The 23,376-nt window shown below is 70.4% G+C and carries 21 protein-coding genes and 1 pseudogene; 8 read left to right on the forward strand and 14 right to left on the reverse strand.

Going from position 1 to position 23,376, the window contains the following annotated elements; translation table 11 throughout:
- Positions 1-57: 57 nt before the first annotated feature.
- The 7 genes from SSP24_RS44105 to SSP24_RS15180 all read right to left on the reverse strand — a co-directional run bounded on the left by SSP24_RS44105 (position 58) and on the right by SSP24_RS15180 (position 8,607).
- Positions 58-1,413 carry a glycosyltransferase 87 family protein gene (locus tag SSP24_RS44105; RefSeq protein WP_141310047.1) on the reverse strand — a complete coding sequence of 452 codons (1,356 nt, stop codon included), beginning with the start codon at positions 1,411-1,413 and terminating at the stop codon, positions 58-60.
- A complete protein-coding gene (gene mptB, locus SSP24_RS15155) occupies positions 1,410-2,804 on the reverse strand; it encodes a polyprenol phosphomannose-dependent alpha 1,6 mannosyltransferase MptB (RefSeq protein WP_141310048.1) in 1,395 nt (464 codons plus the stop codon). The genes SSP24_RS44105 and mptB overlap by 4 nt, the downstream gene beginning before the upstream one ends.
- Positions 2,805-2,894: 90 nt before the next feature.
- Positions 2,895-3,818, reverse strand: coding sequence for a glutaminase (locus tag SSP24_RS15160; protein ID WP_141310049.1), 924 nt, complete (start codon positions 3,816-3,818; stop codon positions 2,895-2,897).
- 45 nt (positions 3,819-3,863) lie between these two features.
- On the reverse strand, positions 3,864-5,276 hold the full coding sequence (gene aspA, locus SSP24_RS15165; RefSeq protein WP_141310050.1) for an aspartate ammonia-lyase: 1,413 nt from the start codon (positions 5,274-5,276) through the stop codon (positions 3,864-3,866).
- Positions 5,277-5,411: 135 nt separating this feature from the next.
- A complete protein-coding gene (locus SSP24_RS15170) occupies positions 5,412-6,428 on the reverse strand; it encodes an asparaginase (RefSeq protein WP_141310143.1) in 1,017 nt (338 codons plus the stop codon).
- A 44-nt stretch (positions 6,429-6,472) separates the two neighbouring features.
- Positions 6,473-7,933, reverse strand: coding sequence for an amino acid permease (locus tag SSP24_RS15175; RefSeq protein ID WP_141310051.1), 1,461 nt, complete (start codon positions 7,931-7,933; stop codon positions 6,473-6,475).
- Positions 7,930-8,607 (reverse strand): FadR/GntR family transcriptional regulator, encoded by a 678-nt coding sequence (locus SSP24_RS15180; protein WP_141310144.1) that lies wholly within the window; start codon positions 8,605-8,607, stop codon positions 7,930-7,932. Before SSP24_RS15180 ends, SSP24_RS15175 begins: the two co-directional genes overlap by 4 nt.
- Positions 8,608-8,825: 218 nt before the next feature.
- On the opposite strand from SSP24_RS15180, the gene SSP24_RS15185 reads away from it, so the two are divergent.
- Positions 8,826-9,899: a fatty acid desaturase family protein gene (locus tag SSP24_RS15185; protein ID WP_141310145.1), complete on the forward strand. Its 1,074-nt coding sequence runs from the start codon at positions 8,826-8,828 to the stop codon at positions 9,897-9,899.
- 23 nt (positions 9,900-9,922) lie between these two features.
- Here the strand turns inward: SSP24_RS15185 and SSP24_RS15190 are convergent, their stop codons facing one another.
- The 3 genes from SSP24_RS15190 to SSP24_RS15200 all read right to left on the reverse strand — a co-directional run bounded on the left by SSP24_RS15190 (position 9,923) and on the right by SSP24_RS15200 (position 14,096).
- The gene (locus SSP24_RS15190; protein ID WP_141310052.1) at positions 9,923-10,210 is read right to left on the reverse strand and encodes a helix-turn-helix domain-containing protein; all 288 of its coding nucleotides are present in this window, start codon (positions 10,208-10,210) and stop codon (positions 9,923-9,925) included.
- 189 nt (positions 10,211-10,399) lie between these two features.
- Positions 10,400-11,962 carry a glycosyl hydrolase 53 family protein gene (locus SSP24_RS15195; RefSeq protein WP_141310053.1) on the reverse strand — a complete coding sequence of 521 codons (1,563 nt, stop codon included), beginning with the start codon at positions 11,960-11,962 and terminating at the stop codon, positions 10,400-10,402.
- Positions 11,963-12,074: 112 nt separating this feature from the next.
- Positions 12,075-14,096 carry a beta-galactosidase gene (locus SSP24_RS15200; protein ID WP_141310054.1) on the reverse strand — a complete coding sequence of 674 codons (2,022 nt, stop codon included), beginning with the start codon at positions 14,094-14,096 and terminating at the stop codon, positions 12,075-12,077.
- A gap of 181 nt (positions 14,097-14,277) precedes the next feature.
- On the opposite strand from SSP24_RS15200, the gene SSP24_RS15205 reads away from it, so the two are divergent.
- From SSP24_RS15205 to SSP24_RS15235, 7 genes are all read left to right on the forward strand, one after another.
- Positions 14,278-15,594 carry an ABC transporter substrate-binding protein gene (locus SSP24_RS15205; protein ID WP_141310055.1) on the forward strand — a complete coding sequence of 439 codons (1,317 nt, stop codon included), beginning with the start codon at positions 14,278-14,280 and terminating at the stop codon, positions 15,592-15,594.
- Positions 15,591-16,517: a carbohydrate ABC transporter permease gene (locus SSP24_RS15210; protein ID WP_141310056.1), complete on the forward strand. Its 927-nt coding sequence runs from the start codon at positions 15,591-15,593 to the stop codon at positions 16,515-16,517. The genes SSP24_RS15205 and SSP24_RS15210 overlap by 4 nt, the downstream gene beginning before the upstream one ends.
- A complete protein-coding gene (locus SSP24_RS15215; RefSeq protein ID WP_141310057.1) occupies positions 16,514-17,419 on the forward strand; it encodes a carbohydrate ABC transporter permease in 906 nt (301 codons plus the stop codon). The genes SSP24_RS15210 and SSP24_RS15215 overlap by 4 nt, the downstream gene beginning before the upstream one ends.
- A complete protein-coding gene (locus tag SSP24_RS15220) occupies positions 17,416-18,447 on the forward strand; it encodes a LacI family DNA-binding transcriptional regulator (RefSeq protein WP_141310058.1) in 1,032 nt (343 codons plus the stop codon). Before SSP24_RS15215 ends, SSP24_RS15220 begins: the two co-directional genes overlap by 4 nt.
- A gap of 131 nt (positions 18,448-18,578) precedes the next feature.
- Positions 18,579-18,929, forward strand: coding sequence for a VOC family protein (locus tag SSP24_RS15225; RefSeq protein ID WP_141310059.1), 351 nt, complete (start codon positions 18,579-18,581; stop codon positions 18,927-18,929).
- Between the two features lie 73 nt (positions 18,930-19,002).
- Positions 19,003-19,392, forward strand: a complete 390-nt coding sequence (locus SSP24_RS15230; RefSeq protein WP_141310060.1) for a MarR family winged helix-turn-helix transcriptional regulator — start codon at positions 19,003-19,005, stop codon at positions 19,390-19,392.
- Positions 19,393-19,501: 109 nt separating this feature from the next.
- Complete coding sequence (locus SSP24_RS15235; RefSeq protein WP_141310061.1) at positions 19,502-19,771, forward strand: hypothetical protein; 270 nt, start codon at positions 19,502-19,504, stop codon at positions 19,769-19,771.
- A gap of 12 nt (positions 19,772-19,783) precedes the next feature.
- On the opposite strand, the gene SSP24_RS15240 is transcribed toward SSP24_RS15235, so the two are convergent.
- The 4 genes and pseudogenes from SSP24_RS15240 to SSP24_RS15255 all read right to left on the reverse strand — a co-directional run.
- Positions 19,784-20,434, reverse strand: coding sequence for an MBL fold metallo-hydrolase (locus tag SSP24_RS15240; protein WP_167529593.1), 651 nt, complete (start codon positions 20,432-20,434; stop codon positions 19,784-19,786).
- Between the two features lie 164 nt (positions 20,435-20,598).
- Entirely contained in the window at positions 20,599-21,006 is a 408-nt protein-coding gene (locus tag SSP24_RS15245) for an SseB family protein (protein WP_141310063.1), read from the reverse strand.
- Between the two features lie 137 nt (positions 21,007-21,143).
- Complete coding sequence (locus SSP24_RS15250) at positions 21,144-22,763, reverse strand: hypothetical protein (protein ID WP_229865627.1); 1,620 nt, start codon at positions 22,761-22,763, stop codon at positions 21,144-21,146.
- Positions 22,718-23,293: pseudogene (locus SSP24_RS15255) on the reverse strand (NAD(P)-binding protein); the annotation flags it as partial. The pseudogene SSP24_RS15255 and the gene SSP24_RS15250, both read right to left, overlap by 46 nt.
- Between the last annotated feature and the right edge of the window lie 83 nt (positions 23,294-23,376).

The raw sequence follows: 23,376 nt of genomic DNA on the forward strand, positions 1-23,376 counted from the left end.
GGGGCGCACCCTGGTCGTGTCGGTGATGAACCCCCAGTCGGGCGGCCCCTTCGACGTCTACGAGGAGGCCCGGTCGTTGCTCGACTGGGGCTTCGGCGCCGGCGACCGGGTAGACCCGGTCGGCTCGCTGGACGCCCTGCGCAGCAGGCCCCGCCCCGGTCCCGAGACCGCGCCGGAGCCGGTGGCCGCCGCGGTCACGCCGGAGCCCGAGCCGGGCTGGCCGGAGACCGCGGCGATCGCGGTCGCCGCCTGTCTGGGCGCGGCGGCCGTCGCGCTGGTCCTGCGGCTCAAGGTCTTCCACATCGAGGACTGACCCACCGGCATCCCCAGCAGCAGCCCGAGGGTGATCCAGGCGTACGTGTTGCTGCCGAGGAACCCGTCGACACCGGACGCGTCGTCGAACCAGAGCCACACCACGCTGGTGCACAGCACGGCGTACAGCACGGCCGCGATCCGGGGCTGTCCGGCCCGCACCAGCACCACGAAGGCCGGCAGCAGCCAGACGAGGTGGTGCACCCAGGTGATCGGGCTGACCAGACAGGCCGTCAGACCGGTCAGTGCGAACGCGGCATACCAGTCGCCGGCCGCCACGGCCTTGCGGGCGCGCCACGCCCACACGCCCAGCACCAGCAGCACGGTGACCGCCCAGACCGCGCGGCTCTCGATGTCCAGCCGGGCCAGGATGCCCTGCAGGGACTGGTTGGAGACGTAGTCCAGCCGGCCCACGCGGGTGGTGTCCCACATGGCGTGCGTCCAGTAGAAGCGCGACGCTTCCGGTGTCACCACGGCCGCGAGCCCCGTCGCCCCGGCCGCCACGCCCGTCGCGACGGTCGCGGCCCGCCAGCGCCGGCCGAGCAGCAGCAGGCCGATGAAGAGGGCGGGCGTGAGCTTGATGGCCGCCGCGAGGCCGATGCCGATTCCGGCCCAGCGGCCCCGCCCGGTGGCGAGCAGCCAGGCGTCGACCAGGACGAGGGCCAGCAGCAGGACGTTGACCTGCCCGAAGCTGAAGGTGTCGCGCAGCGGTTCGTACAGCGCGAGGGCGCAGGCGGCCAGGGCGCAGCCGTACCAGCCGTGGCGGCGCCAGGCCCGGCCGGTCAGCACGCGCAGCGACACGGCCAGGGCCGCCAGGTTGAGCAGCAGCGCGATCACGATCGCGGCCTGCATCCCGACCAGGGCCATGGGCAGCATGGCGACGGCGGCGAACGGCGGGTAGGTGAAGCCGTACATCGTGCCCGGCACCCGGTAGTCGTAGATCCGGCCGCCGTCGTCGATCCAGCTGTGGATGGTGCCGTGGTAGACGCGCAGGTCGAACCAGTCGCGCAGGAGCGGCACGGTCGCGGTGAAGACGGTCACGGCGGCGGCGAGGACCAGCACGAGCAGCAGCCGCCCGCGGTCGGTGCGGGGTGTCCTCATGCCGTACGCCCCAGGACCGGGGCCTGCGCGGCCTGGTGGGCCTGCCACAGCACGACCACGGCGAGTACGCCGCCGGAGACGGCCAGCACCAGTTGCCCGAGGTCGGCCGGGCCGCCGCTGGGCAGGACGCCGAGCGCCAGCACACAGGTGACCGCGGCGACCCGGTGCCGTACCGAGGTGTTGGGCGCGGCGGCGGCGATCAGGAACAGTCCCCACAGCGCGTACCAGGGCCGGATGGCCGGGCCGAAGGCGGCCACCGCCGCCAGGCTGAGGCCGAGCGCGTACACCGGGCGCGGGCGCAGCCGCACCCATATGACGAGCAGCGCGGCGGCGGTGATGACCAGGCCGATCGTGTGCCAGACCGGGACGGCGAGCGGTGCGAGGTCGCTGCCGAGCCGCTCCAGCAGGGCGCCGGTGGCGCGGCCGAGCAGGCTGGTGAGCGCCCAGTTGTGCGGTGAGACGGGGGTGTTGAGGGCGGCGATCCACCCGTATCCGGTCCCGGCGACCGCTGTCGCGGCGACCGTCGTGGCGGCCGACGCGGCGGCGGTCGTCAGCACCGCCCGCACGGCGCTGCGTCCCGCGCGTATCTGCAGGACGACGATCGCGGCGAGGCCGAGCACGGCGGGCGCCTTGACCAGAGCGGCGAGGGTGACCAGGACCGCGCCGAGGACCGGCCAGCGGCCCAGCGCCGCGACCAGGCCCACGCCGAGGAGGCCGAGCATCATGGCGTCGTTGTGCGCGCCGGCCACCAGGTGCAGCAGCACCAGCGGGTTGAGGGCACCGAGCCACAGGGCGGCGGCCGGGTCGGCGCCGTTGTGCCGGGCGAGGCGGGGCAGCGCGGCCGCCATCAGGGCCACGCCCAGCAGCGCCAGCAAGCGCATGCCCATGAGACCGGCGGGGAGTTCGCCCCGGGTCAGGCCGGACAGCGCGGAGGCGGCGGCGAGGAACACCGGGCCGTACGGGGCGGCCGTGTGCTGCCACACCGGGGAGACCTCCTCGGCGAGCGGGCCGCCGAGCCGGGACGGGCCGTGCGTGTACACGTCGATCTGCGCGTCGACCATGGCGCCTTGGGCGAGGTAGCTGTAGACGTCGCGGCTGAACAGCGGCGGGGCCAGCAGCAGCGGGGCCGCCCAGACGGCGAGGACCAGCAACAGGGAGCGTGGCGTGGGTGGTTCGGGGCCGCGCAGCAGCCGGCCGAGCAGCGCCCAGGCCGCTATCAGCAGGACGACGCCGAAGTAGACGCCGACGAGTCCGAGCGCGGCGCCGGCCGAGGACGGCGACAGCAACTCGCGGACCGGGAGGGCTCCGGCCGTCTCACCACCCAACGCGAGAAAGGCGGTACCGGCCAGACCGAGCATCTGGCAGCGGCGGAGATCGACGGAGGAAGCCATGGCCAACACTCGGTCAGGGTGTCAACGCCGGGTGGCCGGAAAGCGACGCGCCGCCCTCCGGGGGTTAGCCTGCGCATGACTGCCATGTGATCAGAACACCGACAGTCCGGTGAGCGTCGTGAAACGGTCCAGGGCAGCGACCCCCGCCACCGAGTTGCCGCGGTCGTCGAGCCCCGGGCTCCACACGCACAACGTGCAGCGGCCCGGCACCACGGCGACGATTCCTCCACCCACCCCGCTCTTGCCGGGCAGGCCCACCCGATAGGCGAAATCACCCGCCGCGTCGTACGTGCCGCAGGTCAGCATCACCGCGTTGACCTGCTTGGCCTGGCTGCGGCTCAGCAGCCGGGAACCGTCGGCGCGCACCCCGTGCCGAGCCAGGAACGCGGTGGCCAGGGCGAGGTCGGCGCAGGACGCGCGGATCGAGCACTGCCGGAAGTACTGGTCGAGCAGCAGCGGCACCGCGTTGTCGATGTTGCCGTAGGAGGCCATGAAGTGGGCCAGTGCGGCGTTGCGGTCGCCGTGCGCGGCTTCGGACGCGGCGACCTCGGCATCGAAGTCCACCTCGGGGTTGCCGCTCTCGTCGCGCAGGAACTCCAGGAGGGTGCCCGCCGCGTCGCCGGTACGGGTCTGGAGGCGGTCGGTGACGACCAGCGCACCGGCGTTGATGAACGGATTGCGCGGAATGCCGCTCTCGTACTCCAGCTGCACCAGGGAGTTGAACGGGTTGCCGGAGGGCTCGCGGCCGACGTGCTCCCAGAGTTCGTCGCCCTCGCGGGCCAGGTCGAGGGCGAGGGTGAAGACCTTGGTGACGGACTGCGCGGAGAACGGCTCGCGCCACTCCCCCACGCCGTACACCGTGCCGTCCAGTTCCGCGACGGCCATGCCGAAGCTGCGGGGGTCGCGGGCGGCCAGCGCCGGGATGTAGTCGGCGGGGCGGCCACGGCCGGGGGTGTGCTCGATCTCCTCGGCGATGCGCTCCAGGACCGGTTGGAAGCTCAGCGACGACGTCATGATCACTAGTGTGCCTCCGGTCCGGTCCTGGCGCGCATCCCCAGGTCAGACGACGGGTGAGCCGCTGCCCGCGAGGACCTCTGGCTTCAGCAGCGCGGCGAGCCGCTCGGCCGGCAGCAGGCCCTTCTCCAGGACGAGTTCGGCCACGCCCCGGCCCGTGACCAGGGCCTCCTTGGCGATGTCGGTGGCCGCGGTGTACCCGATGTGCGGGTTGAGGGCGGTGACCAGGCCGATGGAGTTCTCCACGCTCGCGCGCAGCACCTCGGTGTTGGCGGTGATGCCGGCGACGCAGCGCTCGGCGAGGGTGAGGCAGGCGCTGTGCAGATGCGTGATGCTCTCGGACAGGGAGTGCAGGATGATCGGCTCGAAGGCGTTGAGCTGGAGCTGTCCGGCCTCGGCGGCCATGGTGATGGTGACGTCGTTGCCGATCACCTCGAAGGCGACCTGGTTGACGACCTCGGGGATCACCGGGTTGACCTTGCCCGGCATGATGGACGAACCCGCCTGTACCGGCGGCAGGTTGATCTCCCCAAGGCCCGCGCGCGGGCCGGAGGAAAGCAGGCGCAGGTCGTTGCAACTCTTGGAGAGCTTCACGGCGATCCGCTTGAGCACGCCGGACATCTGGACGAACGCGCCGCAGTCCTGGGTGGCCTCGACGAGGTTCGCCGCGGTCACCAGCGGCAGGCCGGTGATGGCGGCGAGGTGGCGGCGGGCGGCTTCGGCGTACCCGGCGGGGGCGTTCAGTCCGGTGCCGATGGCGGTGGCGCCCAGGTTGATCTCATGGATCAACTCGACGGCCTCGGCAAGACGGCTGCGGTCCTCGTCAATCATGACGGCATATGCGGAGAACTCTTGACCGAGCGTCATCGGTACCGCGTCCTGCAACTGTGTACGGCCCATCTTGAGCACATCGCGGAACTCGACGGCCTTGCGGGCGAAGGCGTCCTGCAGTACAGCCATCGCCTTGAGCAGTCCACGTACCGCGAAGACCGTCGCTATCTTGACGGCGGTCGGGTAGACGTCATTGGTTGACTGGCCGAGGTTGACGTCCTCATTGGGGTGCAGATACCCGTACTCGCCCTTGGCGTGGCCGAGCAGCTCCAGCGCCCGGTTGGCGACGACCTCGTTGGCGTTCATGTTGGTCGAGGTGCCGGCGCCGCCCTGGATGACGTCCACGACGAACTGGTCGTGCAGCTTGCCGTCCCGGATCTCCCGGCAGGCGGCGACGATGGCGGCGGCCTTGTCCGAGGCGAGCAGGCCGAGTTCCTCGTTGGCGAGGGCAGCGGCCTCCTTGACGGCGGCGAGGGCGTCGATGAGGTGCGGGTAGGCGGAGATCGGCGTGCCGGTGATGGGGAAGTTCTCCGTGGCGCGCAGGGTGTGAATGCCCCAGTAGGCATCGGCGGGGACGTCCCGATCGCCAAGCAGATCGTGTTCGGTGCGGGTGGCGATGGCAGTCATGAGGCAGGTCTACTTTCTGAGAAGGGTGAGGTGACGCCCCCAAGGGGCGCGGGGAACTGCGCGACAAGCCACACACAACCGCAAGCCCGACGACGGCCCGCAGTCCCCCTTCGAACCGGCAATCAGCTCTGGGCGCTACGCCGAAGACGCCAGCGGAACCGGCTCCAAGGCCCGAACCACCCGCACACACCCCACCGGCCGCCCCCCACCAAGCAGCGGCTCCCCCGCGAACTCGCTGAGCACCGCCGGATCAACGCCCGCGCGAGCAAGCGCCGCCGCGGCGACCGGAACCCGCGCCCGGCTCGCCCCGTCGGCGATCTTCACGGCCACGGCCCGCCCGTCCGGAAGCGCGGCCACCTGAACGCCCTCGAACCCGTCCTTGGCCAGCAGCCCCGGCACGGCCCGCATCAACGCGGCCACATCCCGCCCCGAGCCGGAGGCCATCTCGGCATGCTCGCGCATCGCGTCCGCGACGCGTGCCTCGGGGGTGCCGGGCTCGGCGGTGACGATCCGGGCGGCGGCGCGGGCGAGGCCGTGCAGGGAGACGGAGAACAGGGGCGCGCCGCAGCCGTCGACGGTCACCTGGGCGACACGCTGCCCGGTGAGGTCCTCGACGATCTCGGCGATGGCCTGCTGGAGGGGGTGCGCCGGGTCGAGGTAGTCGTCGAGGGACCAGCCGTTGAGCCGGGCCGTGTACAGCATGGCGGCGTGCTTGCCGGAGCAGTTCTGGGCGAGGCGGGAGGGCATCCGGCCCTCGCGCACCCAGGCGTCCCGGACGACCGGGTCGAACGGCAGGTCGGGGACGTTGCGCAGGTCGCTCTCGGCGAGCCCGGCCATGTCGAGGATGCGGCGGGTGCCGGCGAGGTGGCGTTCTTCGCCGGAGTGGCTGGCGGCGGCGAGGGAGAGCAGCTCGCCGTCGAGCGGCAGCCCGGCGCGCACCATGGCCACGGCCTGGACGGGCTTGAGCGCCGAGCGCGGGTAGAACGCCGCCTCGATGTCGCCGAGGTGGAAGGTGACCTCGCCGTCCGTGCCGAGGACGACGACGGAGCCGTAGTGGACGCCCTCGACGATCCCGCCGCGTACGAGGTGGGCGACGGGGGCGTGGAGGGGCTCACGGACGAGGGGTGCGTCCGTGACGGAGCTGATGTACATCACTGCCTGGTTCACTGAGGGGTCGGGGTGGGCCGGTACGCGGGTCACGCGCCGGGTCCGGGGCTGGTGGAGTGGGTGGTGATCCGGCCGCGGATGGCGTACCAGCCCGCGACCAGGGCTCCGACGATCAGCGGCAGACACAGCACGGTGGTGCGTCCGGCGCCGCCGTCGGCGTACATGAGGACCAGGACGGAGGCGAGGAAGGCCAGCGTCACGACTTCGGTCCAGGGGGAGCCCGGCAGTCGGTAGCCGGGGCGGGTGAGGTCGCCGCGCTGGGTCAGCTGCCAGAACCGCAGGTGGCAGATCATGATCATGCCCCAGGTGGCGAGGATGCCGATCGCGGCGAAGTTCAGCACGATCTCGAACGCCTCCGCGGGGACGACGAAGTTGAGGCCGACACCGAGGACACAGATACCGCTGGTGAGCAGGATGCCGCCGTACGGAACCTGGCTGCGGCTCATCCGCGCGGTGAACTCCGGGGCGGAGCCGGCGACGGCCATGGAGCGCAGGATGCGGCCGGTGGAGTAGAGGCCGGAGTTGAGTGAGGACATCGCCGCGGTCATCACGACGAGGTTCATGATGCCGCCGGCGGCCGGGACGCCGATGTTGGAGAGCACGGTGACGAAGGGGCTCTCCCCCGCCTTGTACGAGGACCAGGGCAGCAGCATCGAGAGCAGGACGACCGAGCCGACGTAGAACAGGCCCACGCGCCACATGATCGAGTTGATCGCCTTCGGCATGATCTTCTCGGGGTTCTCGGTCTCACCGGCGGCGACGCCGACCAGCTCGACGGAGGCGTAGGCGAAGACGACGCCCTGGATGATCAGCAGCATGGGCAGCAGGCCGCTCGGGAAGAGGCCGCCGTTGTCGGCGATCAGGGACGGGCCGGGGGTGTGGCCGTCGACCGGGTGCTGCGTGACCAGCAGGAAGATGCCGATCAACATGAAGATGACGAGCGCGCCGACCTTGACGATGGCGAACCAGAATTCAAGTTCACCGAAGATCTTGACCGAGATCAGGTTGACGGCAAGGACGACAGTCAATGCGATCAATGCGATCACCCACTGCGGGATGTCGGAGAACATGCCCCAGTAGTGGGTGTAGGTGGCGACCGCGGTGATGTCGGCGATGCCGGTGGTGGCCCAGTTGAGGAAGTACATCCAGCCCGCTGTGTACGCGCCCTTCTCTCCGAGGAACTCTCGGGCGTACGACACAAAGGCCCCTGAGGACGGCCGGTACAGCACGAGTTCGCCGAGGGCGCGCACGACGAGGAAGGCGAAGACGCCGCAGACGGCGTAGGCGATGAAGAGGGAGGGGCCCGCGTCGGCGAGGCGGCCGCCGGCGCCGAGGAAGAGGCCGGTGCCGATGGCGCCGCCGATGGCGATCATGTTGACGTGCCGGGACTTCAGGGACTTGCTGTAGCCCTCGTCTCCGGCGTCGACATGGCCGGAACGTTTCTGCATCTGCCCGGGCTGCACCTCGTCGTGCAGGGACTGCTCGCTCACGCCTCGGGTCCGCCTTCCGTGGGGATGTCTGTGCGCGCGGAGCGCACGATGTCGGTGAGGGTGGTCTCGACCCGGTCGAGGTGGTGGGACATGGCCTCGACCGCGTCGTGCTCGGAACCGTCGACCAGTGCCTCGACGATCGCCCGGTGCTCCCGGTTGGACTGCTCACGCCGTCCGCCGAGCTCGTTCAGGAACGCCGACTGGCGGGCCAGCGCGTCGCGGATCTCCTCGATGACCCGGCGAAACACCGGGTTCTGCGCGGCCTCGGCCACCGCCAGGTGAAAGAGGGTGTCCATCGCGACCCACGCGGTGGTGTCCGTCTCCCGCTCCATGCGGTCCAGCAGGTGAGCGAGGTGGTCCAGGTTCTCCGGGGTGCGGCGCACCGCCGCGTACCCGGCGACCGGGATCTCGACGTGCCGACGCACTTCCAGCAGGTCGCTGGCCGAGTAGTCGCCGAACGTGGGGTCCTCGACGCTGCTCGCGACGACGAACGTGCCCTTGCCGGTCTTGGCCACGGTCAGCCCCATCGTCTGCAGGGCGCGCAGGGCCTCCCGCAGCACGGGCCGGGAGACCTCAAGCGTGCGGCACAGCTCCGCCTCGGAGGGGAGCTTGTCGCCGATCGCGTACTCGCCGCGCTCGATGGCGCCGCGAAGGTGGGAGAGCACCGCTTCCATGGCGCTGACGCGCCGCGGGCCCCGCCCACCTGTCTGGCTGTCTGACAGGTTCACGGAGGTGATACTCCGGGTGACCCGTGGGTGGTGTCAAGCGGCCGAGGTGCCGGGCGCCCGCCGCAAACCGGTGGACCCCCCGTTTCGGCAGTGGGGCTACCCGCACCCCGCTTGGGGGGAAGACGTCATTCTGCTGCGGGGAAATCGTTCACATAATGAAGCGCATGGTCAATCCAACGGTGCTTACGGGGAACTCGTCCACGCGCGAAGGACAAGGTGAAAAACAAGGCGGGCAACAAAAGGGAAGCGACTTTTCCGAACTGTCGCGCCGCATCACCGAAGCAGGGCTTCTGCGGCGCCGTCCGTTGTATTACACCGTGCGTTTCGGGGCGGTGGCTCTCGCTCTCGCGGGAGGCATCGGGGCGTTTTTCGCGCTCGGGAACAGCTGGAGCCAGCTGATCGTCGCCGTTTTCCTGGCCGTGGTCTTCGGCCAGCTCGGGCTGGCGGCCCACGACCTCGCCCACCGGCAGGTCTTCTCCCGCCGACGCCCCAGCGAGGCCGGCGGTCTGCTGGTCGCCAATCTGCTGCTGGGCATGAGCTACGGCTGGTGGATGAACAAACACACCCGGCACCATGCGAATCCGAATCACGAAGGAAAAGACCCGGACGTCTCCCCCGACATTCTGGTGTGGTCACAGCGGCAGGCCCGCAAGGCAAAGGGGCTGCCCCGTTTCATCGGAAAGCACCAGGCCGCGCTCTTCTTTCCACTGCTCACCCTGGAAGGGCTGAATCTGAGCTTCGCCAGCTTCAAGGCGCTGAGGAAACCGTCGATGAAACGGCCGGTACTGGAGGGGACGCTGCTCATCGTCCATTTCGTCCTGTACTTCGGTGCCCTGTTCACCGTCCTCTCCCCCGCCAAGGCGCTCGCCTTCATCGCCGTCCACCAGGGCCTGTTCGGGATCTACCTCGGCTCGGTGTTCGCCCCCAACCACAAGGGGATGCCGATGATCGAGGAGGGGATGCGGCTGGACTTCCTGCGCCGCCAGGTCCTCACCTCGCGCAACGTCAGGGGCGGGGCGCTCATCGACGTCTTCATGGGCGGGCTCAACTACCAGATCGAGCACCACCTCTTCCCCAGCATGCCGACGCCGGCGCTCGGCAGGGCCCAGATCATCACCGAGCGGTACTGCGCCGAGCTGGGCATCCCGTACCACCAGACGGGACTGCTCGCCTCACACCGCGAGGCGCTGAGCCACCTCAGGAGCGTGGGAGAGCCGCTGCGCGAGGCAGGCCACTGACCAGGGCATGGCCGGACGCGCCCCTACCAGCCCTTCTCGAACATCCGGGCCACCTCGGCGATCCGGACCTCGTCGCGGCGGTAGTAGGTACGGCGCCGGACGCGCTTGGCGCGCAGCATGCCGAGGTCCGCGAGGAGGGTGAGGTGGGTGTGGGCCACCGTGCGGCGGACGCCGAGCTTAGCGGCGACGGCGTCGGCGGAAACCCCGTCCGCGACGAGGTCGGCGTGCCGCTGGCGTGGGAAGTGGGCGACCGGATCCTTCAGCCAGTCCAGGATGCGCAGGCGGGTGTCGTTGGCGGGAGTCCTCAGCATCACGTCCCCCTCGGTCCGGTCCCTCTACGTGGGGCTTTCCCACTGTGGCGCCGGGCAAGCCGCCGCACCGGGCACACCACCGGACTTGACCGGGACCGAACGGGCCTTCGACTCAATGTCGCGGAACAGTGGAACAGCGAGGACCCGGCCGCGGAGGTGCGTACTCTCGCGGCCGGGTCCCCGGCCCCCTCAGCGGTGGCTGAACCACGCCATCGCCGGCAGTGCCCTGTCGTCGTAGCCGAACAGGGCCTGGTTCTCCCAGCCGTTGCCGGAGGACGCGTCGGTCGGGTCCCAGCCGTTGCCGGTGACCGCGGTCCAGGTCGCCTCCCAGTAGAAGACGCCGAGGCCTCGGCCGTTCGGGACGGCCTCCACGATGCTCGCGATGTCCTTCATCCACTGCGTCTGCCCGGCCGTCGAGGCCGCGTAGCCGGGGACGAGCTCGCTGGAGAGGTCGATGATGTTCTCGTGCGCGTCCTCGCTGTCGAGACGGAAGGGATAGGCCGTCTCGGCGACGAAGACGGGCTTGCCGTAGCGGGCGGCCGCGTCGTCCAGCGTGGTCTGGAAGTCGTACAGCGTGCCGTGCCAGTAGCCGTAGTACGACAGGCCGATAGCGTCGAACTTCACGCCGTTCGCGACGGCGCTGTCGAACCACCAGCGGGTGCCGGACAGGTCACCGCCCTTGGCGAGGTGCAGCGCGACGGTAGTGGACGAGTTGACCGCCTTGACGGCGTCGTATCCACTGTTGAGCAGTCCGGCGAGCTGAGTCCAGTTGTTGGTTGATCCCTCGTTCCACAGCATGCCACCGTTGATCTCATTGCCGACCTGGACCATGTCGGCGGTGGTGCCCTGTGCCTTCAATGCGTTCAACACGTCGTACGTGTGGTTGTACACGTCCGTCCTGAGTTGACTGTACGAGTGGCCCGCCCACGCCGCCGGCTTGCTCTGGGCGCCCGGGTCGGCCCAGGTGTCCGAGTAGTGGAAGTCGACCAGCAGCTTCATGCCCTGCGCCTTGACGCGCTTGGCCATCGCCAGCACACGCGACTTGTTGTTGTAGCCGTCGGCCGGGTTGACCCAGACCTTCAGGCGCGCGTAGTTCATGCCGGAGGACTTCATGATGGCGAGCGGGTCACTGGTGGCGCCGGAGCTGGTCCGGTAGACGCCGCCGAGCGCCTCGCTCTTGGCGAGGGACGAGACGTCGGCACCCTTGATCGACGTACCGGACGTGCCCGACGTGAAGGTCAGGTCGTCAACATTGATCCAGTTGCCCGCGTTCGCATCACTGTTGATGCTGATGGTGCACTGGTTGTTGGTCACATTGATCGGCACGACGATCCGGATCCACCCACTGGCGGACACCGGCAGATCCGTGCGCTGCTCCGCGCTGCCGCAGTTCTTCAGGGCTATGTACGCGGACTTCTGCCCGCCGCCGGAGCGGACCCAGGCCGTCAGCTTGTAGTTGCCGTTGGTCAGCCCGGACAGGTACTGGTACGTCTCCACCTTGTAGGCGGTGGACGCCCAGTGGCTCAGCCGATAGCTCCCGCTGCGGCCACCGGCCTCGACGTACGAGGCGCCGGTCGAGCCGTACTCGGACCAGCCGCTCGGAGTGGCCGCGCCGGTGCCGTCGGCCTCGAATCCGCCGTTGGTGAGCGTGCTGGCCGCACTCGCGGTCTGGGCGGGCAGCGCGGTGAGGGCGAGCCCGGCCGTGAGCGGCAGCAGCAGGGCTCTGAGGGTGCGTCTGGGATGGAACTTCATCGTCCGTCGTCCCTTCGACGTGGTGGGGATGGGGTGCCCCCTCCCGTGGGGAGGAGGGCATGCCCCCTCCGCCCACGGCTCTCGTGGCACACGCGGGCGGAGGGGAGTCGGCTCAGCCGTCGAGTCGTACGACCCGTACGGCGCCCGCCGGGACCGCGAGGCGGCCGGCGGCACGTTCGCCGGTCAGCAGCTCGGTGCCGGGCGACTCCAGCGGCACCTTGGCGTCGGCGGTGGTGTGGTTGAAGGCGAACAGGAAGGTGCCGGACTCGCCGGTGCGGCGCACGACTTCGACGTCGTGGGGCAGGTCGGCGCGCGGGTCGAGCCGCGCGTCCTCGGCGGCCCAGCCCAGCAGGGCGTCCAGGCCGTCGTGGCCGAGGCGGGTGGAGACGTACCAGGCGGTGCCCTCGCCGAGGCGGTGCCGGGTGACGGCCGGGTGGCCGGCGGTGAGGCCGTCGGCGTACGTCCACACTGGCTCGGCGCCGCGCGGCACCACGAACTCCGTCCACACGTCGGCGCCGAGCTCGGAGCCGTCGGGGTCGGTGATGCGGACCTGCTCGCCCTTCAGCAGCGGCGAGAACTCCTCGACGGTCAGGCCGAGGACGTCCCGCAGCGGGCCCGGGTAGGCGCCCTCGTGGACGGCGTCGTGCTCGTCGACGATGCCGGAGAAGTACGACACGACGAGGGTGCCGCCGTTCTCGACGTACCGCTTGAGACTGAGTCCGGCCGCCTCCGTCATCAGGTACAGCGCGGGTACGACGACAAGGGGATACGCCGACAAGTCGGCTTCCGGGTGGGCGAAGTCGACGGTGAGGTGGCGGTCGTAGAGCACCTCGTAGAAGGCGTCGGCGCGTTCGCGGGCGTCGTGGTCCTCGGTGGGGCGCCAGTCGAGGTTCTGCGCCCACCAGGAGTGCCAGTCCCACAGGACGGCCACGTCGGCGACCGTGCGGGTGCCGCGGATCGGACTCAGCGAGTCGAGCGCCGCGCCGAGTTCGACGACCTCGCGCCACACGCGCGTGTCGGTGCCGCCGTGCGGGAGCATCGCCGAGTGGAACTTCTCGGCGCCGCGCCGGGACTGCCGCCACTGGAAGAACATCGCGCCCTCGGAGCCGCGTGCCACGTGCGCGAGGGAGTTGCGGGCCATCTGCCCGGGGGCCTTGGCGGGGTTGCGGGCCTGCCAGTTGATGCCCGAGGTGGAGTGCTCAAGCAGCAGCCAGGGGGCGCCGTCCGCGACCGAGCGGGTCAGGTCGGCGGCCATCGCGAGGTTCACGTGGGTGCGGCGGCCGTCGGTGATCAGGTAGTGGTCGTTGGTGACGAGGTCGACCTCGCGGCCCCAGGCCCAGTAGTCGATGGAGTCGCACTGGCTGAGCGCGGTCATGAAGTTGGTGGTGACGGGGACGCCCGGCGAGAGGCGGTGCAGGATGTCCCGCTCCATGCGGAAGTTCTCGCGGATGGTGGCGTCGGCGAACCGCTTGTAGTCCAGGGCCTGTCCCGGGTTGCCGACGGTAGGCGTCAGGCGCGGCGGGTTGATCTGCTCGAAGTCGGTGTAGCGCTGGCCCCAGAAGGCAGTGCCCCAGGCCTCGTTGACGGCCTCGACCGTGCCGTACGTCGTCGCCAGCCAGCGGCGGAAGTGCGCGGCGCAGGAGTCGCAGTAGCAGGCGGAGACGGGGACGCCGTACTCGTTGTGCACGTGCCACATCGCGAGCGCGGGGTGGTCGCCGTAGCGCTCGGCGAGCCGTGTGGTGATGTTGGCGGCGGCCGTGCGGTAGTCGGCGTTGCTGTGGCAGATGGCGCCGCGCGAGCCGAACTCGTAGCGGGTGCCGTCGGCCGTGACCGGGAGCGCCTCGGGGTGGGCCCGGTAGAACCACACCGGCGGTGCCACGGTCGGCGTGCCCAGGTCGACGCGTACGCCGTTCTCGTGCAGCAGGTCGAGCAGACGGTCGAGCCAGCCGAAGTCGTACTGGCCCGGCGCGGGTTCCAGCAGCGCCCAGGAGAAGATCCCCACGCTCACCATGGAGACACCGGCCTCCCGCATCAGCCGGACGTCCTCGTGCCAGACGCTTTCCGGCCACTGCTCGGGGTTGTAGTCCCCACCGAAGGCGAGCCTGGTGAGGCCCTTGGGCGTGGTCTCCGGCATGGATCTCTCCGTTTAATCGATCATTTGGGAACGTGCACACACACCATCGGCAGTGCGAGCCCAACATAACCGCACAGCAACAACCATTGACAAGTGTCCGGGATGTTTCTCTACTGTGAACGCTCACAGAAGCATGGCAGGTCCTCGCAGCAGGCGAGGACCCAGGTCAGGGGAGAGATCCATGCCCAACACGAAGCGCCGCCGCCTCGTGGCATCCGCCGTCGCCGTCACGCTCGGCACCACCGCCCTCGCCGCTTGCGGCTCGTCCGACGACGGCGACGCCCAGTCGGGCCCGGTCTCGCTGACGTACTGGACCTGGACGCCCGGCATGGACAAGGTCGTGGACCTGTGGAACAAGGGGCCGGGGAAGAAGGACCAGATCACGGTCACGGTGAAGAAGCAGGCGTCCGGCGACACGCTGGTCACCAAGATCCTCACCGCGCACAAGGCGGGCAAGGCCCCCGACCTGGTGCAGGCCGAGTACCAGGCGCTGCCGACGCTGGTCAGCAATGACGCGCTCGCCGACATATCAGGCGAAGTCGCCGATGCGAAGGGCAAGTTCGCCGAGGGCGTCTGGCAGCAGACCACGCTCGGCACGGACGCGGTCTACGCCGTCCCGCAGGACATCGGGCCGATGATGTTCTACTACCGCGAGGACCTGTTCAAGGAGTACGGCCTGAAGGTCCCCACCACCTGGGACGAGTTCGCCGACACGGCCCGCGCGCTGAAGAAGAAGGCCCCGGACAAGGACCTCACCACCTTCTCCGCCAACGACTCCGGCCTGTTCGCGGGCCTCGCCCAGCAGGCCGGCGCCAAGTGGTGGACGACTTCCGGCGACAAGTGGAAGGTCGGCATCGACGACGCGGCGACGCAGAAGGTCGCCAAGTTCTGGGGCGACCTCGTCAAGGAGGGCGCCATCGACAACCAGCCGATGTACACCCCGGCCTGGAACAAGGCGCTCAACACCGGCAAGCAGATCGCCTGGGTCTCCGCCGTGTGGGCGCCGGGCACACTGACCACGGCCGCGCCGGACACCAAGGGCAAGTGGGCCATGGCCCCGCTCCCCCAGTGGTCCGCGAGCGAGAACGTCACGGGCAGCTGGGGCGGTTCCTCCACCGCCGTCACCACCGACTCCCAGCACAAGGAGGCCGCCGCGAAGTTCGCCGCCTGGCTGAACACCGACCGCGACGCCCTGAACGCGCTGGCCAAGGAGAGCGGCATCTACCCGGCGTCCACCTCCGCCCAGCTCAGCGGCGCCTTCACCACGCCGCCGGAGTACTTCTCGAACCAGGCGGACTTCTACACCACGGCCGCCGAGATCGCGGAGACCACCGCCCCGTCCGCGTGGGGCCCCAACGTGAACGTCGCCTACACCACCTTCAAGGACGCCTTCGGCGCCGCCGCCAAGAACAAGTCGGACTTCACCGCCGCCCTGAAGACCATGCAGGACGACACGGTCGCCGACATGAAGAAGCAGGGTTTCGAGGTCGCGGAGTGACGAGCACGGCACGCCGGAAGTCGTACGGGGTCAAGGGGGCCCCGTACGCCTTCCTTCTCCCCGCAACGATCCTCTTCGCCCTGTTCTTCGCGCTGCCCATCGGGTACGCGATCTGGCTCAGCTTCCGCAAGGTGCAGGTCTCCGGCCTCGGCCTGGGCTCCGGTGCGCGGAAGGAGGTCTGGGCCGGTCTGGAGAACTACACAGACGCGCTCTCCGACAGCGAGCTGCTGAACGGGGCGCTGCGCGTCCTCGGTTACGGCTGCATCGTCGTCCCGGTGATGCTGGGCCTCGCCCTGCTGTTCGCCCTGATGCTCGACTCGGAGAAGGTCCGGCTCGCCCCCTTCACCCGGCTCGCGATCTTCCTGCCGTACGCCATCCCCGGCGTCGTCGCGGCCCTGCTGTGGGGCTTTCTGTATCTGCCGGACGTCAGCCCCTTCTACTTCGTGCTCGACAAGCTGGGCCTGCCGCAGCCGGATCTGCTGGACGGCGGTCCGCTCTATCTCGCCCTGTCGAACATCGCGGTGTGGGGCGGCACCGGCTTCAACATGATCGTCATCTACACCTCGCTGCAGGCCATCCCGGCCGAGGTGTACGAGGCGGCGAAGCTGGACGGTGCCACCCCGCTGCAGATCGCGCTCCGGATCAAGATCCCGATGGTGGCGCCCTCGCTGGTGCTGACCTTCTTCTTCTCGATCATCGCGACGCTCCAGGTGTTCAACGAGCCGACCACACTGAAACCGCTCACCAACTCCGTGTCGACGACCTGGAGTCCGCTGATGAAGGTGTACCGGGACGCCTTCGGCGAAGGCGACATCTACGCGGCGGCGGCCCAGGCCGTGATCATCGCGCTCGCCACGCTGGTGCTGTCCTTCGGCTTCCTGCGGGCCGCGAACCGTCGCAACAAGCAGGAGGCAGCACGATGAGTTCTCTTGCCCTGCGCAAGGCCGCCCCGGCGGCCGGTACGACCCCGGGCACCGCCCAGGGCCCGCCGCTGCGCCGCCGGATCGCGCTGGTCCCGACCGTGGCGCTGCTGCTCGGCGCGCTGTACTGTCTGCTGCCGGTCGCCTGGGTGGTGATCGCGTCCACCAAGTCCGGCAGCGAGTTGTTCTCCACGTTCACCTTCCTGCCGGGCACCGGGTTCACCGAGAATCTCTCGGATCTGAGCGCCTACCGCGACGGCGTGTACTGGCAGTGGATGGGCAACTCCGCCCTCTACGCCGGTCTCGGGGCGCTGCTGTCGACGGCGGTGTCGTCCGTCAGCGGCTACGCGCTCGCGACGTACCGCTTCCGGGGCCGGGAGGCGATCTTCAACGTGCTGCTTGCGGGCGTACTGATGCCGCCGGTGATCCTCGCCGTCCCGCAGTACCTGCTGCTGGCCCAGGCGAACCTCACGGACTCGTACCTGTCCGTGCTGCTGCCGCAGATCCTCTCGCCGTACGGCGTCTACCTCTCGCGGATCTACGCCGCTGCCGCCGTCCCCGCCGATGTGGTGGAGGCCGCCCGGATGGACGGGGCGAACGAGTGGCGTATCTTCACCCGGATCGCGCTGCCGATGATGATCCCGGGGCTGGTGACGGTGTTCCTGTTCCAGTTCGTGGCGGTGTGGAACAACTTCCTGCTGCCGTTCATCATGCTCAGCGACGACGAGAAGTTCCCGATCACGCTCGGCCTGTACACGCTGCTGGAGCAGGGCGCCAACACGCCCGCGCTCTACACGCTGTTGATCACGGGCGCGTTCCTCGCGGTGCTTCCGCTGGTCGCGCTGTTCCTGGTCGTCCAGCGGTTCTGGAGCCTCGATCTGCTCTCCGGAGCCGTAAAGTCATGACCATGAGCAACACGGGGGGCCGGCGCAGGCCGCCGACGATTCACGACGTGGCGCGCGAGGCGGGCGTCTCGCGCGGCACCGTTTCGCGCGTACTCAACGGCGGCCACTACGTCAGCCCGTCCGCCCAGGAGGCGGTCAACGCCGCCATCCGCAAGACGGGTTACGTCGTGAACCGCCACGCCCGCTCGCTGATCACCGGGCGTTCGGACTCGGTCGGCTTTCTGCTGACCGAGCCGCAGGAGCGGTTCTTCGAGGACCCCAACTTCAATGTCCTGCTGCGTGGTTGCACCCAGGCGCTGGCCCAGCACGACATCCCGCTGCTGCTGATGCTGGCCGGGACCGAGGACGAACGGCGGCGCATCACGCGGTACATCACCGCCGGGCACGTCGACGGGGTGCTGCTGGTCTCCAGCCACTCCGGGGATCCGGTGGCGCAGGAGTTGCGTGAGGCCGGTGTGCCGCTGGTGGCGTGCGGCAAGCCGATCGGGCTGGGCTCGAAGGTGAGTTACGTGGCCGCCGACGACCGGGACGGCGCGCGGGACATGGTGCGCCATCTGCTGTCGCTCGGGCGGCGCCGGATCGGCGTCGTCACCGGTCCGCTGGACACGCCCGGCGGTGTGGAGCGGCTCGCCGGTTACCGGGAGGTGCTCACCGAGGCCGGTGTCGAGGTCGACGACCGCCTCATCGTCTCCGGCGACTACAGCAGGGCCAGCGGCGAGGCGGGCGCCGAGCGGCTGCTCGCGCAGGCTCCCGACATGGACGCGGTGTTCGTGGCGTCCGACCTGATGGCGCAGGGCGTGCTCACGGCACTGCAGCGGGCGGGGCGGCGGGTGCCGCAGGACGTGGCGGTCGGCGGCTTCGACGACTCCCCCGCCGCCGTCGCCGCCAGCCCGGAGCTGACGACCATACGGCAGCCGTGGGACCGGATCAGCGCCGAGATGGTGCGGGTGCTGCTCGCGCAGATCGGCGGCGAGGATCCGGCGGCGGTGATCCTGCCGACGGAGCTGGTGAAGCGGGAGTCGACGTGAGGGCGCGGGGGACCGGCATGGCCGCGTGAGCGACCGATCAGGATCGGAGAAGCCGTCCGCCGCTCCCCCGGCCTAGCGTGAGACCACCGACGGAATCGACCGTCGGACCACGCCACACGGAGGAGTACGCCATGACCGCCGGCCTGCAAACGATCATCTACCCCGTCAAGGACCTCGACCGGGCGAAGTCCCTGTTCAGCGCGCTGCTCGGGGTGGAACCGCACACGGACGAGCCCTACTACGTCGGTCTCCGGGACGCCGGTCAGGAGATCGGCCTCGACCCGAACGGCCACGCGAAAGGCCTGACCGGCCCGGTTCCCTACTGGCACGTGGCCGACATCCGGGCGACCCTCGCCGCGCTGCTGGCCGCGGGCGCGGAGACGTTGCAGGACGTACGGGAGGTCGGTCCCGGCCGCCTGATCGCCTCGGTGAAGGACCCGGACGGCAACCTGATCGGCCTGCTCCAGGACGAGACCGACTGAGGCCGGGGTTGCTCCTTGCACACGCACTAGTTGCATACTCAACAAATGGCCGGATCGGTGTTACCGTGCGGATATGGCAGCGAACACGGTCGGCACCGGTCTGGAACAGCGGTGGCGGGACATCCTGTCGGTGCACGCGCGCACGATCTGCGAGATCGACCGCGTGCTCCATCCGCACGGGCTCGGCGCGAGCGACTTCGAGGTGCTGGACATCCTGGCCACCGCGGCACCCGAGGAGGGCGACCACTGCCGGGTACAGAACCTGGTGGGGCGGGTCCACCTCAGCCAGAGCGCCCTCTCCCGCCTCATCGGCCGGTTGGAGAAGGACGGCCTGGTCGAACGCTCCGTATGCGCCGAGGACCGGCGGGGCGTGTGGGTCGCCCTGACCGGCAAGGGCCGCGCCCTGCATGCCGAGGTGCTGCCCCTGCAGCGGGCGGCACTGGAGCGGACCCTGAAGGGCTGAGTCGGTTCCCCCTGATGGCGGGCCACCCGCCGGGGTACCTGGTCGTGACGGACACACACCCTCGGGAAAGCTGCTCCCACCGGGCCACCGAACACGAGAGGTGCCGAACATGACCGACTCCGACCCGACCGCGCTCACCCTGCTGAGGGAGCGGGCCGACAGCGGCGACCCCGACGCGATCGACGAGCTGGTCGAACTCGCCGCCGAACGGGGCGACCTGGCCGAGCTGCGCCGCCTCGCCGACCGGGGCAGCAGCACCGCGACCGACCAGCTCATCGAGGTAGCCACCGAGCAGGGCAACCTCGATGAGCTGCGCCGCCTGGCCGACGCGGGCAACACCACCGCCGCCGACCAGCTCCTGGACCTCACCACCGAGTGACGCCCGAAGGGTTCACAGGACGAACTCGGCCCCGTCCGAAAGGACTTCGATGCCCGCCTCGACCGCCTGCCCACGGGCCGCCGAGGCGGGGTCGAAGAGGGGGCTGGCGTCCTCCAGGCGGGTGTGGACACGGCGGATCCGGGTCGACGGGGAGAGGGCGGCGTCGGCGGTCGTGACGTACGTACCGTCCAGCACGGCGCAGTCGGCGCCCGCCAGCAGCTCGTCCAGCTTCGCGTCCCGTCCGGCCAGGCGGGGCGCGTAGACGAGCACACCGCCGGTGGCCAGATCCTCGACGCGGTACGCCGTCACCCAGCACTCGTCCGCGGCGCGCCGGGGCAGATACGCCGGCGCCGACGCCCCGACGGGGTGGGCGGTGACGACCAGGCCACCGGAGAGCACGAACCCGCCCGCGGTGAGGCTGTCGTGCCACTCCCACGGCGCATACCGGTCGACCATGTCAGCAGCACACCCCGCACCGGTGTGGGCCGGGGTCCGGAGCCCGGCCACAGCGGGGATGTGGTCCCGGGAGTTGCCGGTGACGGCGGCCGCCTCCTGGGTACGGGTGGGCAGCTTGCCGTCACGGGCGGCGGCGCACGGCGTGCAGCCGCAGTTCCACCGTGGGAAGCCGCCACTGGCCGCGGTGCCGAGCAGGACGACCCTCAAGACGACTCCCGACGTTCCTTCGCTGCGGATCCTTTCGCTGGGGTCTTCCCGTCGCGCGGGGCGTGACCACCCCGGCGCGGGGGAAATTTCCGGCCGACCTCGGCACGCGTCGGCCCGGCGGATGGCGTGTGACGTGGGCGTTCACCCGAGGTGAACGCCCAGGCTCAGCCGTGCGGACGGGCCAGCAGGGTGCGGACGCCGTCCGAGGTGAGCGTCAGACCGTGCGACGAGCTGCCGTCGATGGTGAGGGACAGGTCGTCGGACGGCCACTGCGAGGCGAGGGCGCCGAGCGGTACGAGGCGGTAGCGGGAGACGAACGGCAGCAGCTCTGCCATCTCCAGCTCGGAGGTGAACACGGGCACCACCGGGCGCCCGTCCGGCTCCTCCAGCACGGGCAGCGCCACCGCGGTGGGGTCGGCCGCCTCCTCGTCCATGGCGTCGTCCGGCACGGGGACCAGTACCTCGCTGCTCGCGAGCGTGTCCAGCGCCGACTCGTCCTCGGTGTTCACGACGAGCGCGTCCAGCGCCCGCTGGGCCGGTGTGGGGGTGGGGTCGTTCGCGGGTGTCTCCATGGCGGATTCCCTGGTCGTGGCGGTCGTGGGGGCCCGCCCGGGCCAAGATCGGACTCCGGTGCGGCCCTCGACGCGTACCCCGGGGGGCGGCGGTCATTCCCCTTCCGGGCGAGAATCCTGGACGTCCTCTGCCGAGGTCAGTCGCCGCTGCCCGCCGGGCTCAGCCGCAGCACCGTGCCCTCACCGTTGGCCGCGAGCAGCAGGGTGTCGTCCGGGGCGGCGGCCAGCCCGGCGAAGGGGTACGGCGCCCCGGGCATACCGCCCGCGAAGAGGGCGGGCCGGGTCCGGGGTACGACGCCCGGGGGTGGCCCGACCGGCAGGTCCTCGGCGTCGGTCCGGCTCTCCCCCGTGGTGAGGGAGATCGCCCGGAGCCTGCGGTGCGCGGTCTCCACCGTGAAGATCTCGTCACCCAGGACCACCAGTCCCTGGGGCGCACCGAGCCCGTCCGCGACGGTCACCGTGCTTCCGTCCGCCTCGATCCGCAGCACCGTCCCGAGCCGGTCGTCGCTGACGTAGCAGCGCCCGGCCGCGTCGAAGGCCACGTCCACGGGATGGTCCAGCCCTTCGGCGCGGACGGTGAGGGTGTCGCCGTCGTCGAGGGCAACGATCCGTCCGGCGCCCGTCTCGGCCACGACGAGGGAGCCGTCCGGCCCGACCGCGATGCCCAGGGGCTGCCGCAGACCGACCGCCCGTTCCCGTGTGGTCCCGTGCTCGGGATCGTAGGTCTGGACCGTGCCGTACTGCGAGGTCACGTGCAGGAGCCCGCCGTCCGCAGCGATGCCGTGGGAGAAGTGCAGCAGGGCATGCGTGGTCACGCCCTCGCCGTGCGAGCCGTTGATCGGCACGCCCTCGTGGGTGTCGGCCGGGCTCGCTAGCCGGTAGTGGTCGGCCGCGTACACCGTGCCGCCCAGGTCGATCGTCACCCCGTACGGGCCGTCCAGCCCCCGCGGCACCAGCTCCCGGGTGCGCCCGTCGGGCCGCAGCTCGGTGATGCCGCCGCTGGCGTAGCTGGAGACGAACATGCGGTTCTCGGCGTCGAAGGCCGCGTTGTCCAGGCCGACCACCCCGCTGCTGACGAGCGTCCGGGAGCCGGTGCCGTGCAGGTCGATGCGGGTCACGATGCCTTCCACGCCGCGCGACAGGACATGCAGCACGCCACCCTGGTCGAAACGGACGGCGACCGGCTGGTGCACGTCCTCGGCGACCACTTCGGGCGCGCCGCCGTCCGGCGGGATGCGCCAGACCTGGCCGGTGATCATGTGCGGGTAGTACAACCAGCCGTCCGGGCCGAGCTGCATCGCGTTGCCGAGCGCGAGTCCTTCGGTGAGTACCACCGGCTCACCGCCGTCCGGGAACAGCTCCATCAGCCGCCCGTCGGGCTTCATCTCGTTGACGAACAACCGGTCGCCGACGCAGGTGAGGCCGTTGGGGTTGGTCACGTCGCCGGAGACGAGGGTGTACGCGCCGTCGGGGCTGCGCCGCCACACCCGGCCGGGGACCAGGTCGGCGATGTACATGGACCCATCCGCGCCGAAGGCGAGGTCGTCCGGCGACTGCACGGGACTGTCCATCGGCACGATCACGTCGACGTCTCCGGTGGCCGGATCCACGGCGCTGATCCGGCCGGCCAGGAACTCGGCGACGTACAGCCGCCCGTCGGGTCCGAAGGCGACGCCGTTGGAACCCCACAGCCGGTTGGGCGGGTTGAGGCGTAGCGGGCCCGCATGTGATCGCCCCGGTCGGTGGCGATAAGCCACCCCGACTCGGCCTCGTCCCAGCGCAGTTCGGTCGCCAGGGTCTGGAAGCAGACGTCGTCGTACAGGCCGAAGCGCGTCGCGATGGCCCGCGCGTGCTGCCGGATCTCCTCCCCCGGCGCGTACTTCCACCGCGGGACGTAGTCGACCTCCTCCAGCAGCGGCATGTAGATGTACGACTCGATGTCGCAGTGGATGCCCGGGTAACGGTTCCAGTACCAGGTGCCGCCGAAGTCGCCGCCCTTCTCGATCACACGGATCGAGCGCACGCCGGCCTGCCGCAGCCGCGTCCCGGCGAGCAGGCCGCCGAAACCGCCGCCGATGATCAGCACCTCGACCCGGTCGTGCAGGGGCTCCCGGGAGAAGTCCCGGTCCGCGTAGGGGTCTTCCTCGAAGTAGCCGAACTCTCCCGTGGTGCGCCGGTACTGCCTGCTGCCGTCGGGGCGGATCCGGCGGTCGCGTTCGACGCGGTACTTCTCGCGCAGTGCCTCCAGGTCGAAGCCGGGCTCATGCGCGGGGTGGGGGGCGGACATCCGTGTCCTCTCTCCGGGGCGTGGGGGCCAGGGCAACAGTTAAACCAACCGAACTGACAACTCCCGGACAGTTTCCGGACAGG

The organism is Streptomyces spinoverrucosus (genome assembly GCF_006539505.1).
Classification (GTDB): Bacteria; Actinomycetota; Actinomycetes; order Streptomycetales; family Streptomycetaceae; genus Streptomyces; species Streptomyces spinoverrucosus.

Bases quoted from the DNA above. Each gene is read 5' to 3' on its own strand.
- SSP24_RS15220 (WP_141310058.1), top strand. From the start codon at position 17,416: ATGACCATGAGCAACACGGGGGGCCGGCGCAGGCCGCCGACGATTCAC.
- SSP24_RS15195 (WP_141310053.1), bottom strand. From the start codon at position 11,962: ATGAAGTTCCATCCCAGACGCACCCTCAGAGCCCTGCTGCTGCCGCTC.
- SSP24_RS15185 (WP_141310145.1), top strand. From the start codon at position 8,826: ATGGTCAATCCAACGGTGCTTACGGGGAACTCGTCCACGCGCGAAGGA.
- SSP24_RS15215 (WP_141310057.1), top strand. From the start codon at position 16,514: ATGAGTTCTCTTGCCCTGCGCAAGGCCGCCCCGGCGGCCGGTACGACC.
- SSP24_RS15190 (WP_141310052.1), bottom strand. From the start codon at position 10,210: ATGCTGAGGACTCCCGCCAACGACACCCGCCTGCGCATCCTGGACTGG.
- mptB (WP_141310048.1), bottom strand. From the start codon at position 2,804: ATGGCTTCCTCCGTCGATCTCCGCCGCTGCCAGATGCTCGGTCTGGCC.
- SSP24_RS15180 (WP_141310144.1), bottom strand. From the start codon at position 8,607: ATGGAAGCGGTGCTCTCCCACCTTCGCGGCGCCATCGAGCGCGGCGAG.
- SSP24_RS15235 (WP_141310061.1), top strand. From the start codon at position 19,502: ATGACCGACTCCGACCCGACCGCGCTCACCCTGCTGAGGGAGCGGGCC.
- SSP24_RS15160 (WP_141310049.1), bottom strand. From the start codon at position 3,818: ATGACGTCGTCGCTGAGCTTCCAACCGGTCCTGGAGCGCATCGCCGAG.
- SSP24_RS15200 (WP_141310054.1), bottom strand. From the start codon at position 14,096: ATGCCGGAGACCACGCCCAAGGGCCTCACCAGGCTCGCCTTCGGTGGG.
- SSP24_RS15205 (WP_141310055.1), top strand. From the start codon at position 14,278: ATGCCCAACACGAAGCGCCGCCGCCTCGTGGCATCCGCCGTCGCCGTC.
- aspA (WP_141310050.1), bottom strand. From the start codon at position 5,276: ATGACTGCCATCGCCACCCGCACCGAACACGATCTGCTTGGCGATCGG.
- SSP24_RS15230 (WP_141310060.1), top strand. From the start codon at position 19,003: ATGGCAGCGAACACGGTCGGCACCGGTCTGGAACAGCGGTGGCGGGAC.
- SSP24_RS15170 (WP_141310143.1), bottom strand. From the start codon at position 6,428: ATGTACATCAGCTCCGTCACGGACGCACCCCTCGTCCGTGAGCCCCTC.
- SSP24_RS15225 (WP_141310059.1), top strand. From the start codon at position 18,579: ATGACCGCCGGCCTGCAAACGATCATCTACCCCGTCAAGGACCTCGAC.
- SSP24_RS44105 (WP_141310047.1), bottom strand. From the start codon at position 1,413: ATGAGGACACCCCGCACCGACCGCGGGCGGCTGCTGCTCGTGCTGGTC.
- SSP24_RS15245 (WP_141310063.1), bottom strand. From the start codon at position 21,006: ATGGAGACACCCGCGAACGACCCCACCCCCACACCGGCCCAGCGGGCG.